General features: G+C 64.7%; 15 protein-coding genes. 2 read left to right on the forward strand and 13 right to left on the reverse strand.

All coding sequences use genetic code 11. From position 1 onward, the window contains the following. The 7 genes from AC0L27_RS03470 to AC0L27_RS03500 all read right to left on the reverse strand — a co-directional run. Positions 1–1415, reverse strand: a 1415-nt coding sequence (locus AC0L27_RS03470) for a tetratricopeptide repeat protein (RefSeq protein ID WP_473317957.1), incomplete at its 3' end; no start/stop codon positions are given. Positions 1416–1527: 112 nt separating this feature from the next. Then, entirely contained in the window at positions 1528–3771 is a 2244-nt protein-coding gene (locus tag AC0L27_RS03475; protein ID WP_354210343.1) for an O-linked N-acetylglucosamine transferase, SPINDLY family protein, read from the reverse strand. Between the two features lie 122 nt (positions 3772–3893). Then, a complete protein-coding gene (locus tag AC0L27_RS03480; RefSeq protein WP_354258360.1) occupies positions 3894–6134 on the reverse strand; it encodes a tetratricopeptide repeat protein in 2241 nt (746 codons plus the stop codon). Between the two features lie 101 nt (positions 6135–6235). Further along, the gene (locus tag AC0L27_RS03485) at positions 6236–6973 is read right to left on the reverse strand and encodes an amino acid ABC transporter ATP-binding protein (protein ID WP_247286117.1); all 738 of its coding nucleotides are present in this window, start codon (positions 6971–6973) and stop codon (positions 6236–6238) included. 11 nt (positions 6974–6984) lie between these two features. Beyond that, positions 6985–8505 (reverse strand): amino acid ABC transporter permease, encoded by a 1521-nt coding sequence (locus AC0L27_RS03490; RefSeq protein WP_354210345.1) that lies wholly within the window; start codon positions 8503–8505, stop codon positions 6985–6987. Then, positions 8502–9707, reverse strand: a complete 1206-nt coding sequence (locus tag AC0L27_RS03495; protein ID WP_275172615.1) for an amino acid ABC transporter permease — start codon at positions 9705–9707, stop codon at positions 8502–8504. Before AC0L27_RS03495 ends, AC0L27_RS03490 begins: the two co-directional genes overlap by 4 nt. A gap of 25 nt (positions 9708–9732) precedes the next feature. Then, positions 9733–10749 (reverse strand): amino acid ABC transporter substrate-binding protein, encoded by a 1017-nt coding sequence (locus AC0L27_RS03500; protein WP_354054481.1) that lies wholly within the window; start codon positions 10747–10749, stop codon positions 9733–9735. Positions 10750–11142: 393 nt separating this feature from the next. Between AC0L27_RS03500 and metC the strand changes: the two genes are divergently transcribed. Beyond that, a complete protein-coding gene (metC, locus tag AC0L27_RS03505; protein WP_354210347.1) occupies positions 11143–12327 on the forward strand; it encodes a cystathionine beta-lyase in 1185 nt (394 codons plus the stop codon). 178 nt (positions 12328–12505) lie between these two features. After that, entirely contained in the window at positions 12506–14197 is a 1692-nt protein-coding gene (locus AC0L27_RS03510; protein WP_354210348.1) for a Na/Pi cotransporter family protein, read from the forward strand. Positions 14198–14203: 6 nt separating this feature from the next. Here AC0L27_RS03510 and AC0L27_RS03515 read toward each other — a convergent pair whose 3' ends face one another. The 6 genes from AC0L27_RS03515 to AC0L27_RS03540 all read right to left on the reverse strand — a co-directional run bounded on the left by AC0L27_RS03515 (position 14204) and on the right by AC0L27_RS03540 (position 25419). Continuing rightward, a complete protein-coding gene (locus tag AC0L27_RS03515; RefSeq protein ID WP_275172619.1) occupies positions 14204–14542 on the reverse strand; it encodes a lipid-A-disaccharide synthase N-terminal domain-containing protein in 339 nt (112 codons plus the stop codon). Beyond that, positions 14539–15288 carry a glycosyltransferase family 2 protein gene (locus tag AC0L27_RS03520; RefSeq protein WP_354258370.1) on the reverse strand — a complete coding sequence of 250 codons (750 nt, stop codon included), beginning with the start codon at positions 15286–15288 and terminating at the stop codon, positions 14539–14541. Before AC0L27_RS03520 ends, AC0L27_RS03515 begins: the two co-directional genes overlap by 4 nt. Positions 15289–15352: 64 nt before the next feature. After that, positions 15353–16198, reverse strand: coding sequence for a phosphatase PAP2 family protein (locus AC0L27_RS03525; RefSeq protein WP_354258373.1), 846 nt, complete (start codon positions 16196–16198; stop codon positions 15353–15355). 1 nt (position 16199) lies between these two features. Beyond that, complete coding sequence (locus tag AC0L27_RS03530) at positions 16200–17942, reverse strand: ArnT family glycosyltransferase (protein ID WP_354054490.1); 1743 nt, start codon at positions 17940–17942, stop codon at positions 16200–16202. A gap of 50 nt (positions 17943–17992) precedes the next feature. Beyond that, positions 17993–20143, reverse strand: coding sequence for a penicillin-binding protein 1C (gene pbpC / locus AC0L27_RS03535; protein WP_354210351.1), 2151 nt, complete (start codon positions 20141–20143; stop codon positions 17993–17995). A 71-nt stretch (positions 20144–20214) separates the two neighbouring features. Then, positions 20215–25419: an alpha-2-macroglobulin family protein gene (locus AC0L27_RS03540; RefSeq protein ID WP_354210352.1), complete on the reverse strand. Its 5205-nt coding sequence runs from the start codon at positions 25417–25419 to the stop codon at positions 20215–20217. Positions 25420–25816 lie beyond the last annotated feature (397 nt).

The following is a 25816-nucleotide window of genomic DNA, read 5'->3' on the forward strand; positions in this document are numbered from 1 at the left end:
TGCAGCCTGTTGCCGGTCGTGTGCCCGGACACGTCGATCAGGATGTCGACCTTGTCGGCCTGAATGCGATCGGCCAGCTCGTCGTCCGACATCTGCCAGGCGTCGACCCAAACGTCCGCCGAGGACCTGAATGCGGCGGTCATCTCATCTCTTACCGGCGAGCACGAATAGCAGATGATCTCGAATTTGGCGTGATCATGACGACTGAGCACCGGTAACAGGGTGAACCCCGCCGAGTGGTACCAAAACTCGGCAGCAACATAGCCAACCACGATCCGCCGGTCGGGATCGAGCTGCCGGGGGGCAAGAGTCCGTCGCGGCAACTTCGAGCCGATTGCGTCCCACCACTGCTTTCGTGCGGCCTGCTGAACCGCGAAATCGGCGTCGGAGAGATAGTCCAGAAAGAAGATCTTCCGCCCGATCAAGGCGGCATCCGGCACAATAGCCAGCGCCGCATCGAGAAGCTCGACCGCCGATGCGATCTCTCCCTGGTTTGCAAAACAAGCGCTCAGCAGCGCCATCGCGATCGCGGAGCGTGGATATTCCTCCAGCAACGTGGTGCAGGCCAGAATCGCTTGCGCCGTATTTCCCATGGCGAGCGCGACTTGTGCCTTCCCCTGCAAGGCCACTTCGAGTTTGGGCGCAAGCGCAAGGGCCGCGTCAAAATCCGCCGCCGCCTGCTCCAACCTCGACGTCTCAAGATTGAGGCGTCCACGGTTCGCCAGGATCTTCGCCGAGCCCGGCCTGATCGCGAGCGCCGCCTCCAGCGCGCCTTTGGCCTCTTCGAAGTTCTTGAGCTCGATATTGACCAAACCTTTGCCGACGAGTGCTTCCACGTTTCGCGGCTGAAACAACAGTGCGCGTTCCAAGCTCTGTTTGGCGCGATCAAGCTGGCGCAGCGCAAGCTCTGCCAAGCCGCGATTGCAGAGCGCATCGGCATGATCGGGCTTCAGCCCGATCGCGCGATCGTACATTTCGATGGCCTGCTCGACGCGGTCCAGGTGCAACAAGGTATTGCCGAGATTGGCCAAGGCCATGGGGAAGCTCGGCTTCAACGCGATGGCCCGCTCCAGGGATGTACGCGCGTCGTCATATTCGCCAAGTGCGAAATGCGTGGCCCCCAAATCGGAAAAAGCCTGTGCCGAGCGCGGGTCGACCGTCACGGCATATTTGAGGGCCTGTTTCGCTGCCTCGAAGTGTCGGCCCGCGAACGCGCCCAAGCCAAGCAGGTGCAAGGCCCCGAAATGCTCCGGAAGTTCATTCAGGATCTGGCGGCAGAGTGTCTCCGTCTCCGCATACCGGCCCTGGCCATAGGCCGCATTCGCGGTCGAGATGATCGCGTCCGCCTGCTTCTTCAATTTCTTCTGCAACCGCGCGTTCTGAAACGCGCGCGCGCCGGCGCCGCTGCTCTGCAAGGATTCTCTCCGGAGGATGCCCGGGACGATTCTAGCTGATTCGCGGCTAAGCCCGCCGGTTTAGGCGGCCCGGCAATCCCCGGAAGATGCCCGTGCTCGACGCAGGCCTCGCCTACGCTACGTCGGCGTCATTCGAGGCGGCGGCACAATAGTCGCGCCAGAACTGGCGGTAACCGGCTTCGAGCTCGCGCGTGTAGATCTCGACATTGCCGGCGGGCGAAGCCGCGATCCGGGCCGGCAATTCCGCGCGCAATTTCGCCAGATGCTCGGGCTGTGACGCAAACCTGCGGGCGATCTCGACATAGCCATCGTCATCCTCGGCCACCCAGTCGCCGAGGCCGACGGCAGTCACGATAGAGGCGCCGGCACGCGAGGAGGCACCGATGCCGAGCTTGGCCACGACGGGGACGCCCTTGTAGAGAGATTCCCAGGTGCTGATGCCGCCATTTTGCGGGAACGTGTCGAGGGAAATATCGACCTGGGCGAAAGCCGCCAGATGGTCGTCGCGCGAGGTGGTGCCGAGGCAAGTGATGTTCTCCTCGATCACGCCCTGCGCCAGGAAACGCGCGATCAGGCTATCGCGCAGCAAGGGATCATCGAGCAGACCATGCTTGAGGATGATCTTCGATCCCGGCAGCTCCCGCATGATGCGTGTCCACGCACGGATCGCATCATCCGATATTTTGTAGATGCGGTTGAACACGCCGAAGGTGACGTAGCCGTTGCGGAGCATCGGCAGCTCGGAAGGCTGCAGATCCGAGACGGGTTCAATCGTGATCAGGCACGGCAGATCGTGGATTTTCTCGGCAAACAAATGCCGAACCGAGGGCGGAATGAAAATGGGATCCGCGAGCACGTAGTCCATGGTCGGCATGCCCGTGCCCGTCGCGTGTCCGAAGCCAGTGGCCTGGATCGGGGCCGGCTTGCGCGCGAAACACTGCAGCCTGTTACCGGTCGTGTGGCCCGAAACGTCGATCAGGATGTCGACATTGTCGGCCTGGATACGATCGGCGAGTTCGTCGTCCGAAAGCCCCCAGGCATCGACCCAGACGTCGGCCAATGATTTGAACATGGCGGTGTACTCGTCAGCGCCCGGCCAAGAGTAGTAGCAGATGATTTCAAATTTGGTGTGATCATGATGGCGCAGCACCGGCAGCAGCGTGAGCCCCGCGGAGTGCTGTCGGAATTCGGCAGCGACATAGCCGACCACGATCCGCTTTTCCGGATCCAGCGGCCGCTTCGGCAGCTCCCTTCGCGGCTGCTTGGAGCCGATCTGGTCCCACCAGGATTTTCGCACCGCCTGCTGGACCACAAAATCGGCCTCGGCGCGGTAGTCCTCCAGGAAGATCTTTCCTCTGATCGCATCCCCATAGTCCGGCCGGACCGCCAGCGCGCGATCGAGATATTCGATCGCGGCGTCCATGTCCCCCTGGTTCGAATAGGAGAAGCCCATCAGCGCCAGCCCTGTCTCCGAGCGCGGATTGTGCTCGATCAAAGCCGCTGCGGCTGCCATTCCCTGCGCCGTCCTTCCCATCACGAGACAGGTCTGGGCCTTCCCTCGGAGGGCCAGTTCAAGCTTGGGGGAAATCGCAAGCGCCGCCTCGAAATCCGCAAGCGCCGGCTCCAGGCGCTGCAGTTCGTAACTGAGCCGCCCGCGCTGGGCCAGGATCCGCGGCGAGCCGGGCTTGATCGCCAGCGCCGTGGCAAGCTTGGCCGCCGCCTCGTCGTGGTGCCGCAGCTCCATGCTGACCATGCCGCTGCCGACGATGGCCTCGGCGTGACGGGGCTGAAACAGCAGGGCGCGGTCAAAGCTTTCCTTGGCGCGCATGATCTGTCCAAGCACAATCTCGATCATGCCGCGATTGCAGAACGCGTCGGCATAATCCGGCTTGATCTTGATGGCGCGCTCGTGCAGCTCGAGCGCCTGTTCGTACTGGCCCAGATGCATCAGCGTGTTGCCGAGATTGGTCAGCGCCACCGCAAAATTCGGCTTTAGCGCGATGGCCCTCTCCTGGCACCGCCGCGCCGCCTCGTAATTGCCGAGGTCGAAATGCACGGTCGCGAGGTTGTTGTGGGCATCATGCAGGCGCGGTTCGAGCGCAATCACGCGCTCGAGCAGCTGTTGCGCCTCCTCTAGGCGGCGGCCGTCATGCGCGCACATGCCGAGCAGGTGCATCGCGTCGACATGATCGGGCAGCGCTTTCAGGATATCCCGGCAGAGTGCTTCGGTCTCAGCGTATCGGCCCTGGCCATAAGCGGTAGCCGCGGCGGAGAGGACGGCATCCGCCTGTTTCATCAATTTCTTCTGCAATCGCGCGTTCTGGAATGCGCGCGCGCCGCCGCCGCTGCTCTGCAAGGTGTCTCTCCGGAGGATGGCCCGGGGCGAGTCTAGCTGATTCGCGAGCCCGACCTGCGGTCAGCTGGCGCGGCGACACCCCGGGATTTCCCGGGGCTCAGCGGCCCGGCGCTGCAGGTCCCCTACGCAACGTCGCTGCCTTCGGCAGCCGCGGCACAATAGTCGCGCCAGAACCGGCGGTAAGCCGCTTCGACCTCGCGCGTGTAGATTTCGACATTGCCGGCGGGGGACGCGGCGATCCGGGCCGGCAACTCCGCGCGCAACTTCGCCAGATGCGCCGGCTGCGCCGCATATTTGCAGGCGATCGCAGCATAGCCCTCGTCATCCGCGGCGACCCAGTCGTCGAGACCGACAGCAGCCACGATCGAACCGCCGGCACGCGATGAGGCGCCGTTGCCGAGCTTGGCCACGACCGGAACACCCGCATAGAGCGATTCCCAAGTGCTGACGCCGCCGTTTTGCGGGAACGTGTCGAGCGATATGTCGACCTTCGCAAACGCCCGCAGGTGCTCGTGGCGCGGGGACGAGCCCAGGCAGGTGACATTGTCCTCGGCAATGCCCTGCGCCACGAACCGTGCGACCAAATTGTCGCGCAGCATGGGATCGTCAAGCAGGGTATGCTTGATGATGATCCTCGAACCCGTCACCTCGCGCATCACTTTCGACCACACCCGGATGGCCTCGTCCGAGATCTTGTAGATGCGATTGAATACGCCGAAGGTGACATAACCGTTGCGGAGCATGGGAGGCTCCGAAGGCGGCACATCCAGGATGGGATCGATCGTGATCAGGCACGGCAGGTCGTAGACTTTTTCAGCCAGCAGATGACGCGCCGATTGCGGAATGAAGATGGGATCCGCGAGCACGTGGTCCATGGTCTGAAGGCCTGTGCCTGTAGCATGGCCAAACCCCGAGACTTGGATCGGGGCCGGCTTGCGGGCGAAAACATGCAGCCTGTTGCCGGTCGTGTGCCCGGACACGTCGATCAGGATGTCGACCTTGTCGGCCTGAATGCGATCGGCCAGTTCGTCATCTGAAAGCTGCCAGGCGTCGACCCAGACGTCCGCCATCGACTTGAACTCGTCCGTTATCTCATCTTGTAACGGCGAACACGAATAGCAGACGATCTCGAACCTGGCGTGATCATGATGGCGCAGCACCGGCAACAGAGCGAACGCTGCCGAGTGGTTCCTGAATTCGGAAGCGACATATCCGATCAAGATCCGCTTGTCCGGATCGAGCGTGCGGGGCGCCAACGCCCTTGGCGGCAACTTCGAGCCGATTGCGTCCCACCACTGCTTTCGTGCGGCCTGCTGGACTGCAAAATCGGCGTCGGGGAGATAATCCAGAAAGAATATCTTGCGCCCGATCAAGTCCGCATAATCCGGCGCAATTGCCAGCCCCGCATCGAGATGTTCGAGCGCCGTCACGATGTCACCCTGGCTCGCATAGCAGGAAGCGAGGAGCGCAATTCCGATGTCGGACCGCGGATTTTCCTCCAGCAAGGTCTTGACCGCCGCAATCGCCCCGGCCGTGTTGCCCTTGAGAATGTTGACTTGCGCCTTTCCCTGCAAGGCCACTTCGAGCCTCGGTGAAAGCGCCAGCGCCGCATCGAAATCCGCAAGCGCCTGCTCCAGCCGCGACAGATCGAGATTGAGCCGTCCGCGCTGCGCCAGAATCTTCGGCGAATCCGGCTTGATCGCGAGCCCTGCCGCGATAGCTGCGGCCGCCTCTCCATAGTGCCGGAGCTCGATGCACACCATGCCCTTGCCCGCGACTGCTTCCGCGTGACGCGGCTGAAACGCGAGGGCGCGGTCGAAACTCTCCTTGGCGCGCTGGAACTGGCCTTCGATCAGCTCCGCCATGCCACGATTGCAAAATGCATCGGCATAGTCCGGCTTCAGCCTGATAGCGCGATCGTGCAGCTCGATAGCCTGCTCGGCGAGGCCCATGTGCAGCAGCGTATTGCCGAGATTGGTCAAGGCGATCGGAGAATTCGGCTTCAGCGCAATGGCCCTCTCCTGGCATGCGCGAGCGTCCTGAAACTTCTGGAGATTGAAATACACTGCCCCGAGATTGCCATGGGCATCGGGCGAACGCGGATCGAGCACGGTCGCGCGCTCGAGCAGTTGTTGCGCCTCCTCGAGCCGCCCACAATCATACGCGCGCAGGCCGAGCAGGTGCGCGGCGTCGAAATGATCCGGAACCTCCGTCAGAATCCGACGGCAGAGTGTCTCGACCTCCGCATATCTGCCCTGCCCGAGTGCCTGAACCGCGGCGGACATGACCGCGTCCGCCTGCTTCTTCAACTTCTTTTGCAATCGCGCGTTCTGGAATGCGCGCGCGCCGGCGCTGCTCTGCAAAGTCTCTCTCCGGAGTATGGCCCGAAAAGAGGCTGGCCGATTCGCATGGTGCCAAGCTGGCGGGGCGGTTAGACCAGCGACGTCACCCGGATTGCAGGTGCTCAGCGCAGGATCTGGCTCAGGAACAGTTTTGTGCGGGCGTGCTGCGGGGCCGCGAAGAACTCCTTGGGCGTATTGGCTTCGATGATCTGGCCCGCGTCCATGAACACGACGCGGTTGGCGACCTCGCGGGCAAAGCCCATCTCGTGGGTGACCACCAGCATGGTCATACCCTCCTCGGCGAGGTCGACCATGGTGTCCAGCACCTCCTTGACCATTTCGGGGTCGAGCGCCGAGGTCGGCTCGTCGAACAGCATCACCTTCGGGTTCATCGTCAGCGCGCGGGCGATCGCGACGCGCTGCTGCTGACCGCCGGACATCTGTCCCGGAAACTTGTTGGCCTGGTGCGGAATCTTGACCCGCTCCAGAAACTTCATCGCCGCGGCCTCGGCGTCCTTCTTGGGGATGTTGCGCACCCAGATCGGCGCCAGCGTGCAATTGTCCAGCACGGACAGGTGCGGAAACAGGTTGAAACTCTGGAACACCATGCCGACTTCGCGCCGCACCGCATCGACGTGCTTCAGGTTCGGCCCGAGCTCGATGCCGTCAACGACGATCTCGCCTTCCTGAAACTCCTCGAGCGCGTTGATACAGCGGATCAGCGTCGACTTGCCCGAGCCGGATGGGCCGCAGATCACGATGCGCTCGCCCTTCTCAACCGCAAGGTCGATGTCGCGCAGCACGTGAAACTCGCCGTACCATTTGTTCAGGCCGGAAATCTTGACGATGGGGTCGGACATGGTGACCTCGATCAGTTGCGCCGGTGAGCGTTGAGGCGATGCTCGACGAAGAGCGAGTAGCGCGACATTCCAAAGCAGAAGATGAAGTAGATGATCCCGGCGAAGGCGAACCCGGTGAACGCGGTCGACGGCGACGACCATTTCGGATCCGAGAACGACGCCCGCAGCGAGCCCAAGAGATCGAACAGCGCCACGATCGAGACCAGCGAAGTGTCCTTGAACAGCGAGATGAAGCTGTTGACGAGATTCGGAATGACGTGGCGCAGCGCCTGCGGCAGCACGATCAGCGATGTCGTCTTCCACCAGGACAGCCCCAATGCAGCGGCCGCCTCGCCCTGCCCGCGCGGGATCGCAGCCAGCCCGCCGCGGACGTTCTCGGCCTGATAGGCGCCCGTAAACAGCGAAATTCCAATCAGCGCACGCACCAACCCGTCGACCGTGAAATTGCCCGGCAGAAACAGCGGCAGCATGTAGGTGGCGAAGAACAGCACGGTGATCAGCGGCACCCCGCGCCAGAACTCGATGAAGGCGATCGAGAAGATCCGGATCAGCGGAATGGTCGAGCGGCGGCCAAGCGCCAGCGCAATGCCGATCGGCAGCGAGGTGACGATGCCGGTGACGGAGACCACCAGCGTCACCAGAAGTCCGCCCCAAAGGTTCGTCTGCACGATCGGCAGTCCGCCGTGGTCGAGCCCCATCAGCTTGATCACGATCGCGATGGCGACGAAGGTGGCGATGCTGGATGTCAGGGCCCGTCCCCCGGTGCGGATGCCGCCGCCGAGAACGAAGGCGATCAGGGAGACGATCGCGGCCGTGATGGCGAAATCGGTCCAGACCGACTGGCCTGTCCCCTGCAGCTGGTCTCGCAGCCAGGTCAGCGGAAAGATCAGCCAGTAGATCGCGGTCCCCACGAGCACGATGACATTGCCGACGACCCACAACAGCGGAGCGGCAGACGACGTCTTGCCGAGACTGAGCAGAGCCTGCCCGGCGCCGATGATGCTGTCGTCGAATAATTGCAGCAGGTCAGCGGTCCAGCTCAGGCCAAATCCCTTGATGCCGCCGCCATGCAGCAGAAAGAATGCGACCACCGGAAACGCAAAGAAGAACAGACCCGCGTTCAATCCTTTCGACGGCAGCCGCGGAATGAGCAACGGCACCAGCAGGACCACCGACAGCACGAGCGTGAGGTTGACCCGCCAGCGCTCGGCTTCGGGGTAGAAGCCGTAGATCAGTTGCGGCAGCTTGGCCTGGATGTAGGGCCAGCAGGCCCCAACCGCAAAGCCGGTGTTCTCGGCGAGGCAGGCCGTGCGATCCTTGCCGGTCCAGACTGCATCGATCATCAGGAATCTGACGGAAGGGATGATGGTGAACCATAGCAGCAAGGCGCCGACGATCGTGAGCAGGATGTTGGTCGGCGAGTTGAACAGGCGCGTCCGCACCAGGCCGATGAAGCCCGTGGTCTTCACCGGCGCGGGACGCTCACCGAGAAGATCCTGGCGAACGAAGCTGGACGAGGTGATATCGCTCATGCGCCGAGACTCCGGCTGACGCGCCAACCGTAGACGCTCATGACGGCGCTGGTGATCAGCGAGATCAGGAGATAGACGCCCATCGTCATGGCGATGATCTCGATGGCCTGCCCGGTCTGGCTCAGCGACGTGCCGGCGAACACGGAGACGAGGTCAGGATAGCCGATCGCGACGGCCAGCGACGAATTCTTGGTGAGATTGAGGTACTGGTTGGTCAGCGGCGGAACGATCACGCGCATCGCCTGTGGCACGACGACCAGGCGGAGCGTAGTGCCGCGGCTCAGTCCCAGCGACGATCCCGCCTCCATCTGTCCGCTGTGAACGGAGAGGATGCCCGCGCGCACGATCTCGGCGATGAAGGCAGCCGTATAGGTCGATAAGGCCAACGTGAGCGCCACAAACTCCGGGATGATCCGCGAGCCGCCGGCAAAATTGAAGCCCTTGAGCTGTGGCAGCTCGAAGCTGAAGGGCAGACCCGCTACCAGCATGGTGATGAGCGGCAGTCCGAACAGCAGGCCCAGCACATAGGGCCAGATCCGGATCATCTGCCCCCGCTGGAACAGCGCCTGGCGCGCATGGATGCGCAGCGCCAGCGAAGCCACGATGCCGAGCGCCAGCACGGCAAGAAACGCCTCGAAGCCGCTCTCGCCGATCGGGCGGGGAATGACGAGACCGCGATTGCTGACGAAGGCGATGCCGAGCAGCGAAATGCTCTGTCGTGGATTGGGCAAGGCCGCGAGCACCGCCAGGTACCAGAACAGGATCTGGAACAGCAGCGGCAGGTTGCGGATGATCTCGACATAGATCTCGCCGACGCGCGCGAGCAGCCAGTTGGGAGACAGCCGGCACAGTGCGACGATAAAGCCGATCACGGTGGCAAACACGATGCCCACCACCGAGACCACGAGCGTATTGAGGAGCCCGACAAGGAACACGCGCAGGAACGTGTCCGAGCCGGTATACGAGATCAGCGTCTGATTGACGTCGAAACCGGCGTTGTTCGCGAGGAAACCGAAGCCGGCGGCAATGTGCTGGTTCTCGAGGTTGGCGCGGGCGTTGGAGACGATTTCATAGGCAATCCAGCCCAGGACCGCAGCGAAGGCAAACTGGACGGCGATGCCGTTCCAGCCTGTCTTGCCCCCCAGCACGCGCCTGATCTTCAGCGCGATCTGGGGCGGGGGTTTGCGAGCCTCGATGCTCATCGCCGCGAGCGCGGGTCAGGCGGGGTCAGCGGATCGGCGGCGCGTACTGGAGACCGCCCTTGTTCCAGAGATTGTTGAGACCCCGACTGATACCAAGCGGCGAGCCCGCGCCGACGTTGCGGTCGAACACTTCGCCGTAATTGCCGACGGCCTTCACGATGCGCACCACCCAGTCCTTGCTCAGGCCGAGCTGTTCACCAAAATTGCCGTCGGTGCCGAGGACGCGCTTCAGCTCCGGATTTTCCTGTTTCGTCTTCTCGTCGACGTTCTTCGCGGTCACCCCCAGCTCTTCGGTGGTGACCAGCGCAAACAGCGTCCATTTCACGATGTCGAACCACTGGTCGTCGCCGTGGCGCACCATTGGTCCGAGCGGCTCCTTCGAGATGATTTCCGGGAGCACCATGTGATCGCCGGGATTGGCGAGTTTCAGGCGGTTGGCGTACAGCCCCGACTGGTCGGTGGTGAAGACGTCGCAGCGCCCGGCCTCGTAGGCCTTGACCGTTTCGTCGTTGGTGCCGAACGCGATCACCTCGTACTTCATGTTGTTGGCCTTGAAGTAGTCGGCGAGATTCTGCTCGGTCGTGGTGCCGGTCTGGACACAGACCGAGGCGCTGTTGAGCTCGAGCGCCGAGTTCACCTTGAGCGACTTCTTCACCATGAAGCCCTGCCCGTCATAGTAGGTCACGCCGGTGAAGTTGGCGCCAAGCGACGTATCGCGCGAGATGGTCCAGGTGGTGTTGCGCGACAGCACGTCGACTTCGCCGGATTGCAGCGCCGTGAAGCGGTCCTTGGCGGACAGCGGCACGTATTTGACCTTGGTCGGATCGTTGAAGATCGCCCCGGCGATCGCGCGGCAGACGTCGACGTCAAGCCCGGTCCAGTTGCCCTTGTCGTCCGGCGAGGAGAAGCCGGGCAGGCCCTGACTGACGCCGCAGGACAGCATGCCCCGGTCCTTGACGGTCTTGAGCGTTTGCGCATCGGCGGCTTGGGCAGTCAGGCCGGCGGCGAGTGCGAGAGTGAGAGCCAGGGTTACGCGTTTCATGGGCTTTGGGCCTTTCAAAGTCGTCTCAAGGTCAGGAGCGTTGTCTTTGCGATCGTCTCTGCCAGGGCTAGCCATATCAAGACTAGCCCTGCAAGAGTCATGCTGGAAAACCTTGCCGATCACCCGCCGATCCCGGGAGGCCCTACCTTAATCCCCGCCGAAAGCGCCCGCCGTTACGGCTGTGGCGCATGGTCCGGTCAAGCGATGGATCGAAGGTCGCGGCAGGCCCCTCAACATGCAGCGACTGAATAGCACTGCGATAACAGAACGACTGGCGTGCCGGGTCAAGGGGTTGACGGGACTCTTCTGTGTTCTGTTATTAACGACAGCGGCCTTTCGGCCAGCCCGCGGGCGCAGGGCGCCTACTGGAAACGCGCTTTTGAAAGCAGACGCATGGATTCCTCACACCCCTCCGAGCAGCACGCCGAAACCCGGCTGGTCACCTCCGGCCGCGACACCAAGGCGCAGAAGGGGTTCGTCAACCCGCCCGTCTTCCACGGCTCGACCGTGCTCTATCCGACCGCCGAGGACCTGCACGCCCATCGCGGCGAGTTCCAGTACGGCCGGCACGGCACGCCGACGACCCGTGCGTTCCAGGACACCCTGATGGCGCTGGAGGGGCCGCAATGCGCCGGCGTCGGCATCGTGCCGTCGGGCCTGTCGGCGATCTCGACCACCCTGCTCTCGGTGCTTAAGGCCGGCGACCACATCCTGGTCTGCGACAACGTCTATCGGCCCTCGCGCAATTTCTGCAACGGCATGCTCACCCGCTACGGCGTCGAGACCACCTACTTCGATCCGATGATCGGCGCCGGCATCGACAAGCTTTTCAAGCCCAACACAGGCGCGGTGCTGGTCGAAGCGCCCGGCTCGCAGTCGTTCGAGATGCCCGACATCCGCGCCATCGCCGAGGTCGCGCATGCGCGCGGCGCGCTCGTCATCGACGACAACACTTGGGCGACGCCGCTCTATCACCGTTCGCTCGAACAGGGCGTCGACATCAGCATGCAGGCCGCCACCAAATATATCGGCGGCCATTCCGACATCATGTTCGGCACCATCTCGGCCAATGCCAAGGCCTGGCCTCAGATCGCCGAAGGCATCCGCTTGCTCGGCGTCTGCGCCGGTCCCGATGACGTCTTCCTGGCGCTGCGTGGCCTGCGTACGCTGTCGGTGCGGCTGGCGCACCATCATCGCTCCGGCCTCGACATGGCGCGCTGGCTTGCGAGCCGTCCCGAGGTCGCGCGTGTGCTGCATCCGGCGCTCGAGACCGATCCAGGCCATGCGATCTGGAGGCGCGACTTCACGGGCGCGTCGGGCCTGTTCAGCATCGTCTTGAAGCCGGCGCCGCAGAAGGCGGTCGACACCATGCTCGATACGCTAAAGCTGTTCGGCATGGGCTTCTCCTGGGGCGGCTTCGAGAGCCTGGTGATTCCCTTCGATTGCGACGCCTATCGCACCGCGACCAAGTGGGCACCGGGCGGGCCTACCTTGCGTCTGCACATCGGTCTCGAGAGCACCGACGATCTCAAGGCGGATCTTGATCGCGGCTTCGCTGCCCTCAAGGCAGCAATGTGAGCCTGCTCACAAGGCATCGCGCCTCGGGACGCGGCAATCGCGCGCCGGCGGACGCGCCAACGCGCGCCGCGGGAACGTGCAGCTGCCGCAAACGTTAACGCCGACGCGCCAACAAATGGTTTGAACCTCAAGCATTTGGCGCTAGCCTCACCAATCGACTCTCATCCGGACACGGAGCATGGGAACGTTGGTACTGCTCGATCTGATGGGCGGCGTGGCGCTGTTGCTGTGGGGCCTGCACATGGTCCACAGCGGGATTCTGCGCGCCTTTGGCCCGGACCTGCGACGGCTGCTCGGCAAGGCGCTTGGCAACCGCTTCAACGCGTTTGCCGCCGGCCTCGGGCTGACGGCGCTGCTCCAGAGCAGCACGGCGACCGCGCTGCTCACGAGCTCGTTCGCAGCCGAGGGCCTGCTCAGCCTGGTCACCGCGCTTGCCATCATGCTCGGCGCCAATGTCGGCACGACGTTGATCGTGCAGGTGCTGTCGTTCAATATCGCCGCCGTTGCGCCGGTCCTGTTCGTGCTTGGACTGGTCGCCTTCCGCGCGGGTCCGCGCTCGCGGATCAAGGACGTCGGCCGTGTCTTGATCGGTCTCGGACTGATGCTGCTGTCGCTGCACATCCTGCTCGACACGCTGGCGCCAGCCGAGAACGCACCGGGCGTTCGCCTCGTGATGTCCTCCATCACGGGCGATCCCGTTCTGTGCATCGTGATTGCGGCGCTCGTCACCTGGGCGGTGCATTCGAGCGTCGCCAGCGTGCTGCTGATCATGTCACTCGCCTATTCGCAGTTCATCTCGCCTTACGCCGCGCTCGCACTGGTGCTTGGCGCCAATCTCGGCAGCGCCATCAATCCCGTATTCGAAGGCGCCAAGCGTGACGATCCCGCCAGCTATCGCCTGCCGGTGGGCAATCTCGTCAACCGCGTGATCGGGATCGCGCTGATGCTGCCTTTCCTGGGCCCGATCGCCGAGCACATGCACGCCTGGCAGCCGGATCTCGCCAGGATGACGGCGGCGTTTCATATCGCCTTCAACGTCGGTACGGCCGTGATCTTCATCGGCCTGCTCGACACCATGTCGCGCCTGTTGACCCGGCTCCTGCCCGATCGTGTTCAGGAGGCCGATCCGGCCCGGCCGCGCTATCTCGACGAGACCGCGCTGGAATCGCCGTCGCTGGCGCTGGCCGATGCCGGCCGCGAAACCCTGCGCATGGGCGATCTGGTCGAGATCATGCTGCGCAAGGTGATGGCGGCGATGATGAGCGGCGACCGCGCGCTGGTCGACCAGGTCTCGAAGATGGACAACATCGTCGACGGCCTCGACGAAGCCATCAAGCTCTACGTGACCAAACTCATGCGGGGCAGCCTCGACGAGAGCGAGGGCCGGCGCGCCATGGAGATCATCTCCTTCGCCATCAATCTGGAACATATCGGCGACATCATCGACAAGAGCCTGAGCGAGCTCGCGACCAAGAAGATCAAGCGCCGATTCCAGTTCTCGCCCGAGGGCGCCGAGGAGCTCGCCGCCTTCCACAAGCGCACGATGGATTCGCTGCGCATCGCCTTTGGCGTCTTCATGTCGGGCGACGCCAACGAGGCACGCAAGCTGCTGGTGGAGAAGACGGCGCTGCGCAACACCGAGCTTGCCGCCGTCGAGCGCCACCTCGATCGCCTCCGCGAGGGCCGTCCCGAGACCATCGAGACCACGTCGCTGCATCTCGACGTGCTGCGGGACCTGCGCCGCATCCACTCGCATATCTGCTCGGTCGCCTATCCCGTGCTCGACGCGGCCGGCGAGCCCCATCGCAGGCACGAGGCGGATGCGGCCGCCCTGCCCGCGACAGACGCAGCGTCGGCGCTGCCGCGCTAGCGTGGATCAGCGCTCCAGCGTCTTCGAGGCGCGGCCGCGGTTCTTCACGATCAGCATGATGTTGCGGATATAGATGATGGTCGCCAGCGACTGACCGAGGATGATGACGGGCTCACGCTTGACGACCCCATAGACCAGCGTCATCAGCCCGCCGCCCATGGAGCAGAACCAGAACGCCATCGGCACCACGCTATTGCCGGCGCGCTCGCTCGCGATCCACTGCACCAAAAAGCGCGCTGTGAAGAACAGCTGCGCGACGAGGCCGAACGCTAGCCAAAAATCGAACTTGGCGACGAAAACGTCGTAGAAATAGTTGCTCAGCGCCTGACCGTATTGGATGATCATGCCTTCACCTCAGTCACATCCGGCGTCGGCTTCTTGCGGCGGATCAGCCACCACACGCCCACGAGATCCATGATGCCGATCCACAGCCGGTCGAAGAAACCGTAATTGGACACGCCGGAATGTCGCGGCCGGTCGATCACGTCGACATAGGCGATTTCAAAACCCTCGCGGCGCACCAGCGCCGGCAGGAAGCGATGCAGCCCGTCGAAATAGGGCATCATCAGGAACACCTCGCGCCGGAACGCCTTCAACCCGCAGCCAGTGTCGCGCGTACCGTCCTTCAGGATCGCGTTGCGGACGCCGTTGGCGACGCGCGACTGGAACTTCTTGAAGCCGGTATCCTTGCGGCCGACGCGTTGTCCGGCGGCAAGTCCGACCTTGCTTCCGTTCTCGATCGCCGCGATCAGGTCCGGCAGGAAAGCCGGATTGTTCTGGCCGTCGCCGTCGAGCGTCGCCACGATCGCGCCGCGTGCCGCACGGACGCCGCTGCGCACGGCCGCGGATTGGCCGCCTGATTTGGCATGGCGCAACTGGCGCAGATTGTCCCGCTGCTTCATGACCGCGCCGAGCCGTTCGCCGGTCGCGTCCGTCGAACCGTCATTGACGTAGATGATCTCATAGGCCCAGCGGCCGTCGAGCGCCGCGCCGATCTCCTCGATCAGCGGCACGATGTTGTCGGCTTCGTTGCGCACGGGAACGACGATGGAAACCGAGGGCTGGAAAACCGAAGGCTGGGGCGACGACAAATCGAAAGCTCGTGGTTGGAATTGGCTTGGCTCGGGAACCGAGGGTCCCGGCAGGCAGCCGCTTTTATGGGGCGGATGCCCCGTGGGCAACCCTTTTGAGGCGGGCCGAGACCGCCCCCGCAAGAGGCACAATGGTGCCGTCGGCACGGATGGCAAAGCCGAGCCTACGGGCCGCGAACCAGTAGCGCACCGCCAAGGCTCCCACCATGCCGACCAGGGCGCCGGCCACGACGTCACTCGGGTGATGCGCGAGCAGCACCAGTCGCGTCAGCAGGATCACGATCGCGTAAGTGAACATGAACACGCGCAGGCGCGGCCACAACGCAGAGACCGCAAACGCGAGCGCGAACGCCGTCACCGCATGACCCGACGGCAGGCTGGCATAGGCCCCCGTCCCCTCGAACGGGATGAAGTTGAACGGATTGGCCTTGCCGCCGACGAACGGACGTCCTCGACCGATGAGATATTTCAGGATCTCAGCGACGAATATGGGCACGGCAACAGACAGAAACATGAACTGCAGCCGCGTGCCGAGGCCGAGCAGCAACGCGCGGCTTGTGCCGTGCAATCCCGCCGCAACGAGCACCAGCACCACCAGCACGCCCCCGAGCACCGAGAGCACATACTCGTCCTTGCCGAAATCGGTGAGGATGCGGATCGGCCACAGGCCCGGTGTGCCACGCGCCGGCATCAGCTGAATCTCGGTCAGGTCGAACGCGACCATCAGCGCGATGACCAAGGCTGCACCCGCCGCACTGAGCCACAGCGAATGCCGCGCCAGCTTTCGCGCGGCCTCGGCGCGGCGCGAATGCGAGGGCGAGCGCACGAGCTGCGCCAGGGCGCGCCCCGACAGCGTGAGCAATTGCGCGGGATAGCTCGCGCGCGGCGCGATGTCGGTTGGTGCCGACATCCTACTCGGTACCTTCCGAGCGGAAGATCGAGATCGAGATCGCGCGCCCTTGCGAGAAATTGTAGCCCTCGATGCGCGTGCCAACCTTGTAGCGCAGTCCGATCGCCTCGGCGCGCTGCACGAAGCCGCGCTCTGAGCGCTGCTCGATCAGCGCGAAACGGCAGCTCCCCTGCCGCAGGAAATCCGCCGCGCCCGAACCGTCGGTGAGCAACGTCTGTGTACCCGTCAGGAAGACGAGGCTCGGCTCGTGATAGCCGGCCGCGGCCGCCTTCGGCCCGACGCAGGTGACGTTGCGAAGCGCGCGTGCGATCTCGATGCTCGGAAACAACGGCGTCAGCGACGGCAGCACGATGCCGTAGACCGTCACCGCGAGCATCAGGGCTGCGACCAGCGCGTTGAGCAGCGAGCGCTCGGCGTGGTTGTTGTCGTGAAGCCACCAGGCGAACAGGCCGAAGATCAGCGAGGCCGCGATGAACGGCCAGGCGACGAAAGCAGGCTGCCGCGTCAGCATCACCGCGCCGACGACCGCGATGATCGAGCCGCCAACGGGGATCGCGAACCACCAGGCCGAGCCGCGCATCAACCAGGACCACGACAGCACGCGCCGCTCGAGCGCGCCCGCGGTGAGGATCGCGATCGCGGGGTACAGCGGCAGCACGTAGTGCGGCAGCTTGGTCAGCACCACCTCGAATACGATCCAGGACGGGACCAGCCAGGCCAGCAGGAACTGCGCGCCGGGCTCGCGCCGCGCGCGCCAGACCGCGGGCGCCGCCATCGCCGCGAGCGGCGCGCCGGGCCAGAACGTGATCCAGAACAGGGCCAGGTACAATCCGGGCGGCGCGCCGTGGGATTCCTGCGCGCCCAACTTGCTCAGCATGTCGCCGCCGACGGAATCGGCGAAGAAGGCATCGCCCGCGCGCCAGAAGATCGCGACGAACCAGGGCAGCACCAGCACCAGCATCCACATCAGGCCCCAGAGCGGGCGCAGCTTCCACAGCCAGGAGGCATCGCGGTCCTGGATCGCGAGCGCGACGATGGTCAGACCTGCGAACATCAGGATCAGCGGGCCCTTGATCAGGATGCCGACAGCGAGCGCCGTCCAGAAGATCGCAGGCCAACTCCAGGGCGGATGGGTCTCGTCCTCGGCGCGCTGCCACGACAGATACGCCCGCGCCATCGCGCCCATCGCAGCGGTCACGCAGAACAGCAGCATCGCGTCGGTCTTGGCGAGCCGCGCCTCGACCCCGAGCAGTACGGAGGCACACATCAGAAGTGCCGCAAGCACCGCGGCGCGCCGCGTGACGAAGCCGAGCGCCGCCCAATAGGTCATGAGCACGGCACCGATGGCGCCGATCAGCGAGGGCAGCCGGTAAACCCAGATCCGCAATTCGGCCCGCGGCAGACCGAGCGCCGATGCCGTCTCGACCGCGGCCGATTGCAGCCAATAGATGCCGACCGGCTTCTTGTAGCGGACGTCCTCCTGGAAGCGGATATCGACATAATCGCCACTCTCGACCATCTGCTTGGTGGCCTGCGCAAAGCGGGCCTCGTCGCGGTCAACCGGCGGAATTGTGAAGAAGCCCGGCAGGAATAACAGCAGCGCGCACAGCAGCAGGAAGGCGACCGCGCGGACGTGGCTGGCCGTGGCGATGTCGAACATGGACACGAGCCGGCTGCCCGGATTCACCGGGGATTTCGGCTCGCGAGGAGCTCCAAAACGGGGTGCTGGGTAGGTCTCGGCCATCGGTTCCGCTTACGCTGAAACCGCCATCGCCACAACCGCTTGCGGCAGGATCACTGAATTCGAATGACAACTGTGTCCGCGGCGCCCGTGGCATCGATGACCGTCAGCCGCGCAAAGCCCGGACCGGGCGGATCGATCAGCCGCTGGCGCCGTCCGTCGATCTCGCCCTGCGCCGTTCCGTTAACCATGACGGTCATGGGCAGAACGCCGCCGGCGACCTTGACCGGCATGGCTGCGCCACCTTCGCCACCTGAGCGATCGACATCGATCCGCGAGCCGTTCAGCGGAAACTGGATGTGCAGGGCCTGTTCGCCCCCGGTTCGCACTAGGTCTCCGACCGGGCGGAACCGCCTCAGCGGCAACGGCAGCTTGGCGTTACTGGCAACGAGAGTTCCTTTCGGCGGCTTAGGCAACGGGAGGAGCGTCTTTCCGGTCCGGGCGAAGGCGTCGAACAGAATGGGCGCGGCGGCGACGCGCCCAATCAGGCCCGGAACCGGCGCACCGTCGGGCCGACCGACCCAGACGCCGATGGTCATGCGCCCGTCGAAGCCCATCGACCATGCGTCGCGGTAGCCATAGGAGGTGCCGGTCTTGAAAGCGATGCGGTTGTGAGCCGCGTTCTCCGGCGGCGGGGTGCCGAGCAGCACATTACCCACTTGCCAGGCCGCGACCTGATCGAGCAGCCGCAGCGGCTCGCGGTCGTCCCGGTCGCTCATGATCTCGCGCAGTGGCCTGGTGGTGCCGAGCCGGGCGAAGCCAGCATAGAGCTGGGCGAGGTCCTGCAGCGTCACGCCGACGCCGCCAAGGCCCATGGCAAGTCCCGGCGCCTCGTCTTTGGGCAGAACCAGATTGCCACCGGCCTGGCGCAGCCTCGAGGCAAGCCGGCTCGCGCCGACGCGGTCGAGCAGCACGATCGCGGGCACGTTCAGCGACAGCTGCAGCGCCTTCTTCACCGGCACGGTGCCCTGGAACGTCATGTCGAAATTTTCCGGCGCGTAGGAGCCGAAGCGGACTGGACGGTCGTCGATCAAACTGTCGGGGTGAACGAAGCCATCCTCGAAAGCGAGCCCATAGATGAACGGTTTCAGCGTCGAGCCCGGCGAGCGGACCGCGCGGGTCATGTCGACCTGCCCTGCCCGGCGCTCGTCAAAATAATCCGCCGAGCCGACGCGTGCGAGCACGTCGCCGCTCTCATTGTCGACGACGATGATGCCGACCGAGATGTTCGGCCCCAACGAAATGGCGCGATCTCGCGCCAGCGGCTCCAGCACCTTTTGCAGGTTGGCATCGAGCGTCAGCCTGATGACGAGCGCGTCCTTGACCGTCGCGAGCGCCGCATCGGAGGCGTGCGGCGCCAAGATCGGCATCGGCTTGCGCAGTTTCGGCACGGGAACGGCTTTGGCCTGCTTGGCATCGTCGAGGCTGATCTGATGCTCCTCGACCATGCGGTCGAGCACGCGGTCACGCGCTTTGCGCGCTGCATCGGGATGGCGATCGAGCCTGCGGGTCTCCGGCGATTGCGGCAGCGCGACCAGCAACGCCGCTTCAGCCAGCAACAATCGCTTCGGCTCCTTGCCGAGATAGGCGATCGAAGCGGCCCGAATGCCTTCGAGGTTGCCGCCGTAGGGCGCGAGCGCCAGATAGAGGTCGAGGATCTGCTCCTTGCTCAAGCTGCGCTCGATCTCGATCGCTCGCACCATCTGCCGCAGCTTTGCATAGAGCGAGCGCTGCCGCCGCGGCTCCATCAGCCGCGCGAGCTGCATCGAGATGGTCGAGCCGCCCGAGACGATGTGGCCGCGCGTCCCAAGCTGAAACGCAGCGCGCCCCAGTGCCAGCGGGTCGATGCCGTCATGTGCGTAAAAGCGCTGGTCCTCATAGGCGAGCAGCAGCTTCAGATAGGTCGGATCGACGTTCGTTTTTGTCTCGACCGGCAGCCGCCAGCGCCCGTCCGCCATCGCATAGGCACGCAGCAGCTTGCCGTTGCGATCGACGATGGTGGTGGAAACCTGGCGGGCTTCGTCGAAAGGCAGCGGACCGAGGGAGTAAACCCACGCGACGAAGCCGACGATGGTGAGGATGAGGGCGAGAGCTAGCGCGGAGAGGACATTCAGGCCCCTGTCCTTTGCTCCGTCATGGCCGGGCTTGTCCCGGCCATCCACGTTCTTGCCGACGGCACCACAGTTCGTGGATGCCCGGGACATCTGCGCGAAGACGCGCTTCGCGCTTTTGCCCGGGCATGACGACTGAGTATGTGGCTCGGCTTTCATCTCACTCACTTGGCCGCCCGCACCTCGACCGTGCCGGTCCCGGTGCGGCCGTAGCGCGAGGGATTGTACATGTCCTCGACATAGGCCTGCGGCAGCACGTATTTGCCGGGCGAGACGACACGCACGACATAGGCCACCGTGAAGACCGCCTTGGAATCCGAGGCGCGGTCGACGGCCGCCGTGAAGCGGTCGTCGCGGAACTCGGTATCCTCGGGCTCTTCGCCATCCTCGATCCAGCCCAGCGTGCCGCTGTCGCCCGACGATACCAGTTTTGGATTGTCGATCTCCAGACCGGCCGGCAGATAGTCGGACACCATGATGTGGCCGTACTCGGGCTTGGCCTCGGTGATCTTCAGCACCACGGCGAAGCGGTCGTTCTGCTTGACCTTGCTGATGTCGGCAGGCTTGCCGTCGAGCGTGAAGAAACTGCGCTCGATCTTGAAGCCGTTCGATGCCGCAGGCTCCGGCGTCACCGGCGAACCCGACACCGAGACCACCGCCTGCACCGGCGCATCGCCGGTGTTGGTGATCTTCAGCGGCTTGCCCTCCAGTGTCGCGGCCTTGTAGCTGCGGTAGAGCGCGGTCTTGACCGGCTGGCCGTCCACCTCCATCGACAGGTTCTCCTTGGCGAGCGCGCGTGCCGCCAGCACCAGCCACGCATTCTCCTGCGTGGAGGTGTAGGGCGTCAGCCCGCGCGCGGTCTCGACCCGCGACACCGCCTGCGTCAGCGTTGCCTTCGGCGCATTGCCTTCACTGGCAAGCGACACCAGCGCTGCGGCATCGCGGAGCTGCGAGCCGTAGTCGGTGCGTCCGAACTCCAGAACAGGTTTTGGCGCGAGACTGTCGAGCGCGGCGCCATAGACCCGCTCCGCGCGATTGCGGTCACCGACCAACGCGAGCGCCGCGGCGAGCTGCGATTTCGCAATGGGAGTTGCGAGGTTGCTCAGCTTGGTGTCGGCGAGATAGCGGAGGTCACCGATCGGCGCCGCGCCATTGCGCGCCAGCACATAGAGGCCGTAGGCGAGATCGCGGCCGCCGTCCTTCTCCGGCTCGTTGCCGTTGACGACCGAGTTGCGGATACGATCCAGCGCGGTCTTGAACAGCACATCCGGGACCACAAAGCCCTTTTCGCGGGCGCGGGTCAGGAAGTCCGTCACGTACGCGTCGAGCCAGGCGTCGTCACCGCCTGCCGACCACAGGCCGAACGAGCCGTTCGAGCCCTGGCGCGCCAGGAGCCGCTCGATGGCGTCGCGGATGCGCTGGTCGACTTCAGTGTCCATGGCCAGATGCGCGCCGGCCGCGAGATCGTTGACATAGAGCAACGGCATCGCGCGGCTGGTGATCTGCTCCGAACAGCCATAGGGATAGCGGTCGAGCGCTTTAAGGATCGTCGCCGCATCGAGCGCAGTCGACAGGCTGGCCGAGACCGAGACGCTGCCGGTACCCGGCACGAGATCGGCGAACATATCCGAGGTCAACGTCAGGCTCTCACCCTTCGCGAGCGTCCGGATCGAGCGCCGCGCCAGGACTTGCGTCGCCGCCTTGACGTCGAGCGCATAGTGGCGCGCCAGCGCCAGGCCATTCGGCCCCCTGATGTCGACGTCGAGCGTCGCCTGCCCCGCCGCCGTCGCGTCGATGGCGAGCGAGAAGGAGTTGCGCTGCTTGGCGGCGAGCTTGACCGTGGTTGCGGGATTGCCGGTCATCTTTACCGGGCCGCCGGTCTTCACGTTGATGACGTAATCGCCGGCCAGCCCTTCGACATTGTCGATCTCGAGATTGGCCGTGCCGTGGTCGCCGTTGAGCAGGAAACGCGGCAGGGTCGTGGTCAGCACCACGGGATCGCGGATCACTACGTCCGTGTTGGCGCGACCGAGCTTGGTCGCGGTCCACGCCACCGCCATCACGCGCGCGGTGCCGGCGAACTCCGGAATATCGAAGCTCACTTCCGCCGTGCCGTCGGCAGCGACGGTGACGATGCCCGAATAGAGCGCGAGCGGCTTTTGCGCGGGCGGCGAGCCCTGGAGCTCGGCGGCACCGGCGTCGCCCCCGGACTTGATCTGCCCGCGCGTGCCCGACATGCCGTCGATGAGTTGCCCATAGAGGTCGCGGATCTCCGCGCTCAGGCGGCGCTGGCCGAGATAGTAGTCGTCCGGTGCCGGTGGCTTGTAATTGGTGAGGTTGAGGATGCCGACATCGACCGCAGCGATCACGATCTTGGCGTCTTCGCCCGGATTGAGCCCGTCAAGCTTGACCGGGATCTTCAACATTGCATTCGGCCGGATCAGTGCCGGCGGCGTCAGCTTCACCTGCAATGTGCGGGTCTGCTTGTCGATGCCGAACCATTTCAGTCCGATCGCACGGCCCGGCATGCGTTGCGCGGCCGCATCGAGCGGCCGGCGCAGCGTCGCGACCACATAGGCGCCGGTGCCCCAGTCCTTGCCGACCGGGAGCTTCACCTGCGCGGTGCCTTCCTTGACGTCGATGGTCTGCGTCGTCAGCAGGCGATCGCCGAGCACGTTGACGGTCAGCTTGCCGGCGCTGCGGACGTTGACCGACACGGTCATCGTGTCGCCCGAGGCGTATTGCGGCTTGTCGATCGAGGTCTCCAGGAGGTCCGGCGTGTCGGCGCTGCCGTCGGAATACCAGCCGACGTCGAACTGCACCGAGGTCACGGGGCCGTCGGCGTCGTTCGACTTCACGTCCAACCGGTAGCGGCCGGGCTTTGGGGTCAGCGAAATTCGCGACGGCTTGTCCGCGGCGACGGTCACGTCGCCGTCAGAGACGCGCGAGGTCGATTTGACCGGCTCGTACTCCCAGTAATTGCTCTGGCGATACCATTGGTAGCGCGACTCCATCTTCAGGAGCTCGTAGCGCAGGCCGTCGCGGCGAAGCCTCTCACCCTCAGGCGAGACGAACACGACATCGAACTCGGCCTTGTCGCCCTCGGCGACGTTCTTGTCGCCGAAGAGCGGCTTGATGCCGATCATGGCGGCAGCAGGCGCGACCGGCAGCACGATCTTGCGTTCGACGGCGCGGCCGCCGGTCTCGACCATGCGGACGAAGATCTGCGCCTCCTGCGGCCGCGTCGAGGCCGGCTGCTTGTCGAGCGTGACCGGGAAGGTCGCAACGCCGTTGGCGTCAGCTTCCGGCAGGTTCTCCAGCGGCGTGCGCTCGTTCGAGGAGGTCTCCTCGTCGGCGACGCCGAACTGGTAACCGGCGAAGCCCGGCCGCTCGGACGCGGGCGCGACCAGCATGTCGCCTTCGAGCGCCAGACCCGAGGCCGGCGCTCCATAGAGGAAATGACCGTCCGCCTTAAGCTCCACTGGAGCGTTAGCTTTGATCAGCTTGTCCTTGGCAGATAAGTCGAATTCGATCCGGTCAGGGACGTAGTCCTCAACCATGAAAGTGGTCTCGCCGACCGAAGACCCCTTCGGATCGGTGAAGGCGCGCACCCGCCAGGTCCCGGTTGGGACGGCCGGGTTGAGCGGCACGGACAAGGTGCGCCCGCCGGCGCCCTGGTCGGACAGCACGGCGCGGCGGTATTCGACGCCGTCGGGACGCTCGATCACCAGAGTCATCGGCCCGCCGGTGACGGCATTGCCCTGCCCGTCGCGCAACAGGGCGGTGAGATAGACGGTCTCGCTGGAGCGGTAGACGCCGCGCTCGGCATAGACGAAGGCATCGGCGCCCGCAGGCACCACGCGACCCGCAACGCCACGGTCGGACAGGTCGAAGGCCGAAGATTTGAGGCTGAGGAAGGCATAGTCGGCCTTCTCGCCGGTCACGGTGAGCATCGCCGGCGACAGGCCGCCCTCGCCGCGCGCAAGCCCCGCCTCGAACAGCAAATGGCCGCTCTCATCGGTCTTGCGGGTGGCCAAGATCTCGTTGTTGCGCGCGACCAGCCGCACCTCGGCTTTGCCGACCGGATCGGTCGAGGCCAGCGAATTCACGAAGACATGGATGCCGTCATTGCCGGAATAGGCCGTGACGCCGAGATCGGAGACGATGAACCATTGCGTGGCGAGCTGGTAGTCGTCGTCCGAGCCCGGGCCCTTCGCCGCGGCCGTCATGACATAGACGCCGGGCTGGAGCTCGCCGAGCGCCTGATCGACCGGGAATGCGGTAGTGACGTCCTGGTTCAGCGTCATCGCGGTCGCGAGCTCGCCGGTCCAGACTTTCACGCCGCGCTCGCCGCCGAGATCGCTGAGCTGGTATTTCGACAGCGTCTTCTGGAAATCGCTATCGACCACCGAGTTGATCAAATTGCGGTCGCCGATCCGGAATACGTTGATGTTGACGGCTGGCGTGTTGACGCTGACGACGGGAATGCCGCGCTGGCCGGTCCTCGGCAGCACATAGGCGCGACTGGTGAAGCGCACGAAGGGCTTGCGGTCGCGCACATAGACGTTGAACTCGGCCGACTTCGGCAGGCCTTCCTTCACGGTGGACGGCAGGCCGGCGCGCAAATTGATGTTGTAGCGCTCGCCGTGCTTCAGCCCGTCGACGCAGAGCTGCTTGCCCTCGGCCAACAGGGCAGGCTTGTCCTGGCCCGCCAACGCGAGGTACGGCGCGAAATCGGTGCGTTTTGCCAGCTCCTCCGAGAACTGGAAGCAGGCGCGCGGGCTGGCGGAGTCCGAGTCCACAGTGTAGTCGAGCAGCCGGAAACCGTGCTCGTCGCGCATCTTCTCATATTGGCCGCGGACGTCGGCGACCTCCCGCATGTCGAGCGACAGCCGCAGCGCATCCAGCGCCGGCCGCCACAGCTTGCGTTCGGATAGCGACTTGCCGAGCACCGCGAGCGCATCGGCCTCCTCGCCCGCATTACCGGCGCGCTGGTAAGCGATGTAGGCGGCAGTCGAGGCGCGCTCCAGCAGGAACGTCTGCTCGCTCGAGCTCTTCGGCGATATCTGGAAGATGACTTTCGCCAGGCGCAGCCAGTTGCCGGCGTCCTCCGGCGTGGTCGCCGCGATCTGGCCGAGCACCGACAGGCCGGTGCGGTAGTCGTTGCGCCGGAAGGCAGCATCGGCGTCGGTGCGCAAGCTCGCGGCAGCCTTGGCGACCGGCCCCGCCTCGCCCTTGATCTGCGCCTCCAGCTTGATCGCGGAATCGGCGAGGTCGTCCCGCTTGAAGGCTTTGTCGGCGGCCTGCGCTACGCTAAGGCCGAACGCCAGCGTGGCGCAGAGTGTGACGGCGCGAACAAGACCGATCATGGATGGACTCCCGGAAATCGCGGACGAACGCCGCTTGTCGCATGAAATGCGCGGAAAGGTGACGGACTCAAGGCGATGGAACCAAAGCTGCAAACCGTCGCATTCGCCATGACAAGGCACGCCCAGAGGAGACCGATCAAGCTACCGCCGCGCACGCCGTCCTGATGGCGCAGCAATACCCCACCAGTCGTCCGGCGGCCGTGTCCCGGAAGCTGGCCAGCGTTCCCGGCGATGTGATCCATCGTCCAGTCCGCTGCCGCTCAACCCGGCACCCTGACACCCCACCGTTCCGCTTTGTCGCGGCTTCGAGGAAAACGGTTCGGTTCAGGCTTGGCGAAAGACGATATTTTTCATAATGGCATGGTAGATGAACAGCCGGCCCCCAACCAGGGCGGCT

It is taken from the genome of Bradyrhizobium sp. Ken51 (assembly GCF_055807435.1).

What these genes read in the sequence shown, in the direction of transcription:
- AC0L27_RS03485 (WP_247286117.1), bottom strand. Translation starts at nt 6,973, where the DNA reads ATGTCCGACCCCATCGTCAAGATTTCCGGCCTGAACAAATGGTACGGC.
- AC0L27_RS03490 (WP_354210345.1), bottom strand. Translation starts at nt 8,505, where the DNA reads ATGAGCGATATCACCTCGTCCAGCTTCGTTCGCCAGGATCTTCTCGGT.
- AC0L27_RS03495 (WP_275172615.1), bottom strand. Translation starts at nt 9,707, where the DNA reads ATGAGCATCGAGGCTCGCAAACCCCCGCCCCAGATCGCGCTGAAGATC.
- AC0L27_RS03500 (WP_354054481.1), bottom strand. Translation starts at nt 10,749, where the DNA reads ATGAAACGCGTAACCCTGGCTCTCACTCTCGCACTCGCCGCCGGCCTG.
- metC (WP_354210347.1), top strand. Translation starts at nt 11,143, where the DNA reads ATGGATTCCTCACACCCCTCCGAGCAGCACGCCGAAACCCGGCTGGTC.
- AC0L27_RS03510 (WP_354210348.1), top strand. Translation starts at nt 12,506, where the DNA reads ATGGGAACGTTGGTACTGCTCGATCTGATGGGCGGCGTGGCGCTGTTG.
- AC0L27_RS03515 (WP_275172619.1), bottom strand. Translation starts at nt 14,542, where the DNA reads ATGATCATCCAATACGGTCAGGCGCTGAGCAACTATTTCTACGACGTT.
- AC0L27_RS03525 (WP_354258373.1), bottom strand. Translation starts at nt 16,198, where the DNA reads ATGTCGGCACCAACCGACATCGCGCCGCGCGCGAGCTATCCCGCGCAA.
- AC0L27_RS03530 (WP_354054490.1), bottom strand. Translation starts at nt 17,942, where the DNA reads ATGGCCGAGACCTACCCAGCACCCCGTTTTGGAGCTCCTCGCGAGCCG.
- pbpC (WP_354210351.1), bottom strand. Translation starts at nt 20,143, where the DNA reads ATGTCCCGGGCATCCACGAACTGTGGTGCCGTCGGCAAGAACGTGGAT.
- AC0L27_RS03540 (WP_354210352.1), bottom strand. Translation starts at nt 25,419, where the DNA reads ATGATCGGTCTTGTTCGCGCCGTCACACTCTGCGCCACGCTGGCGTTC.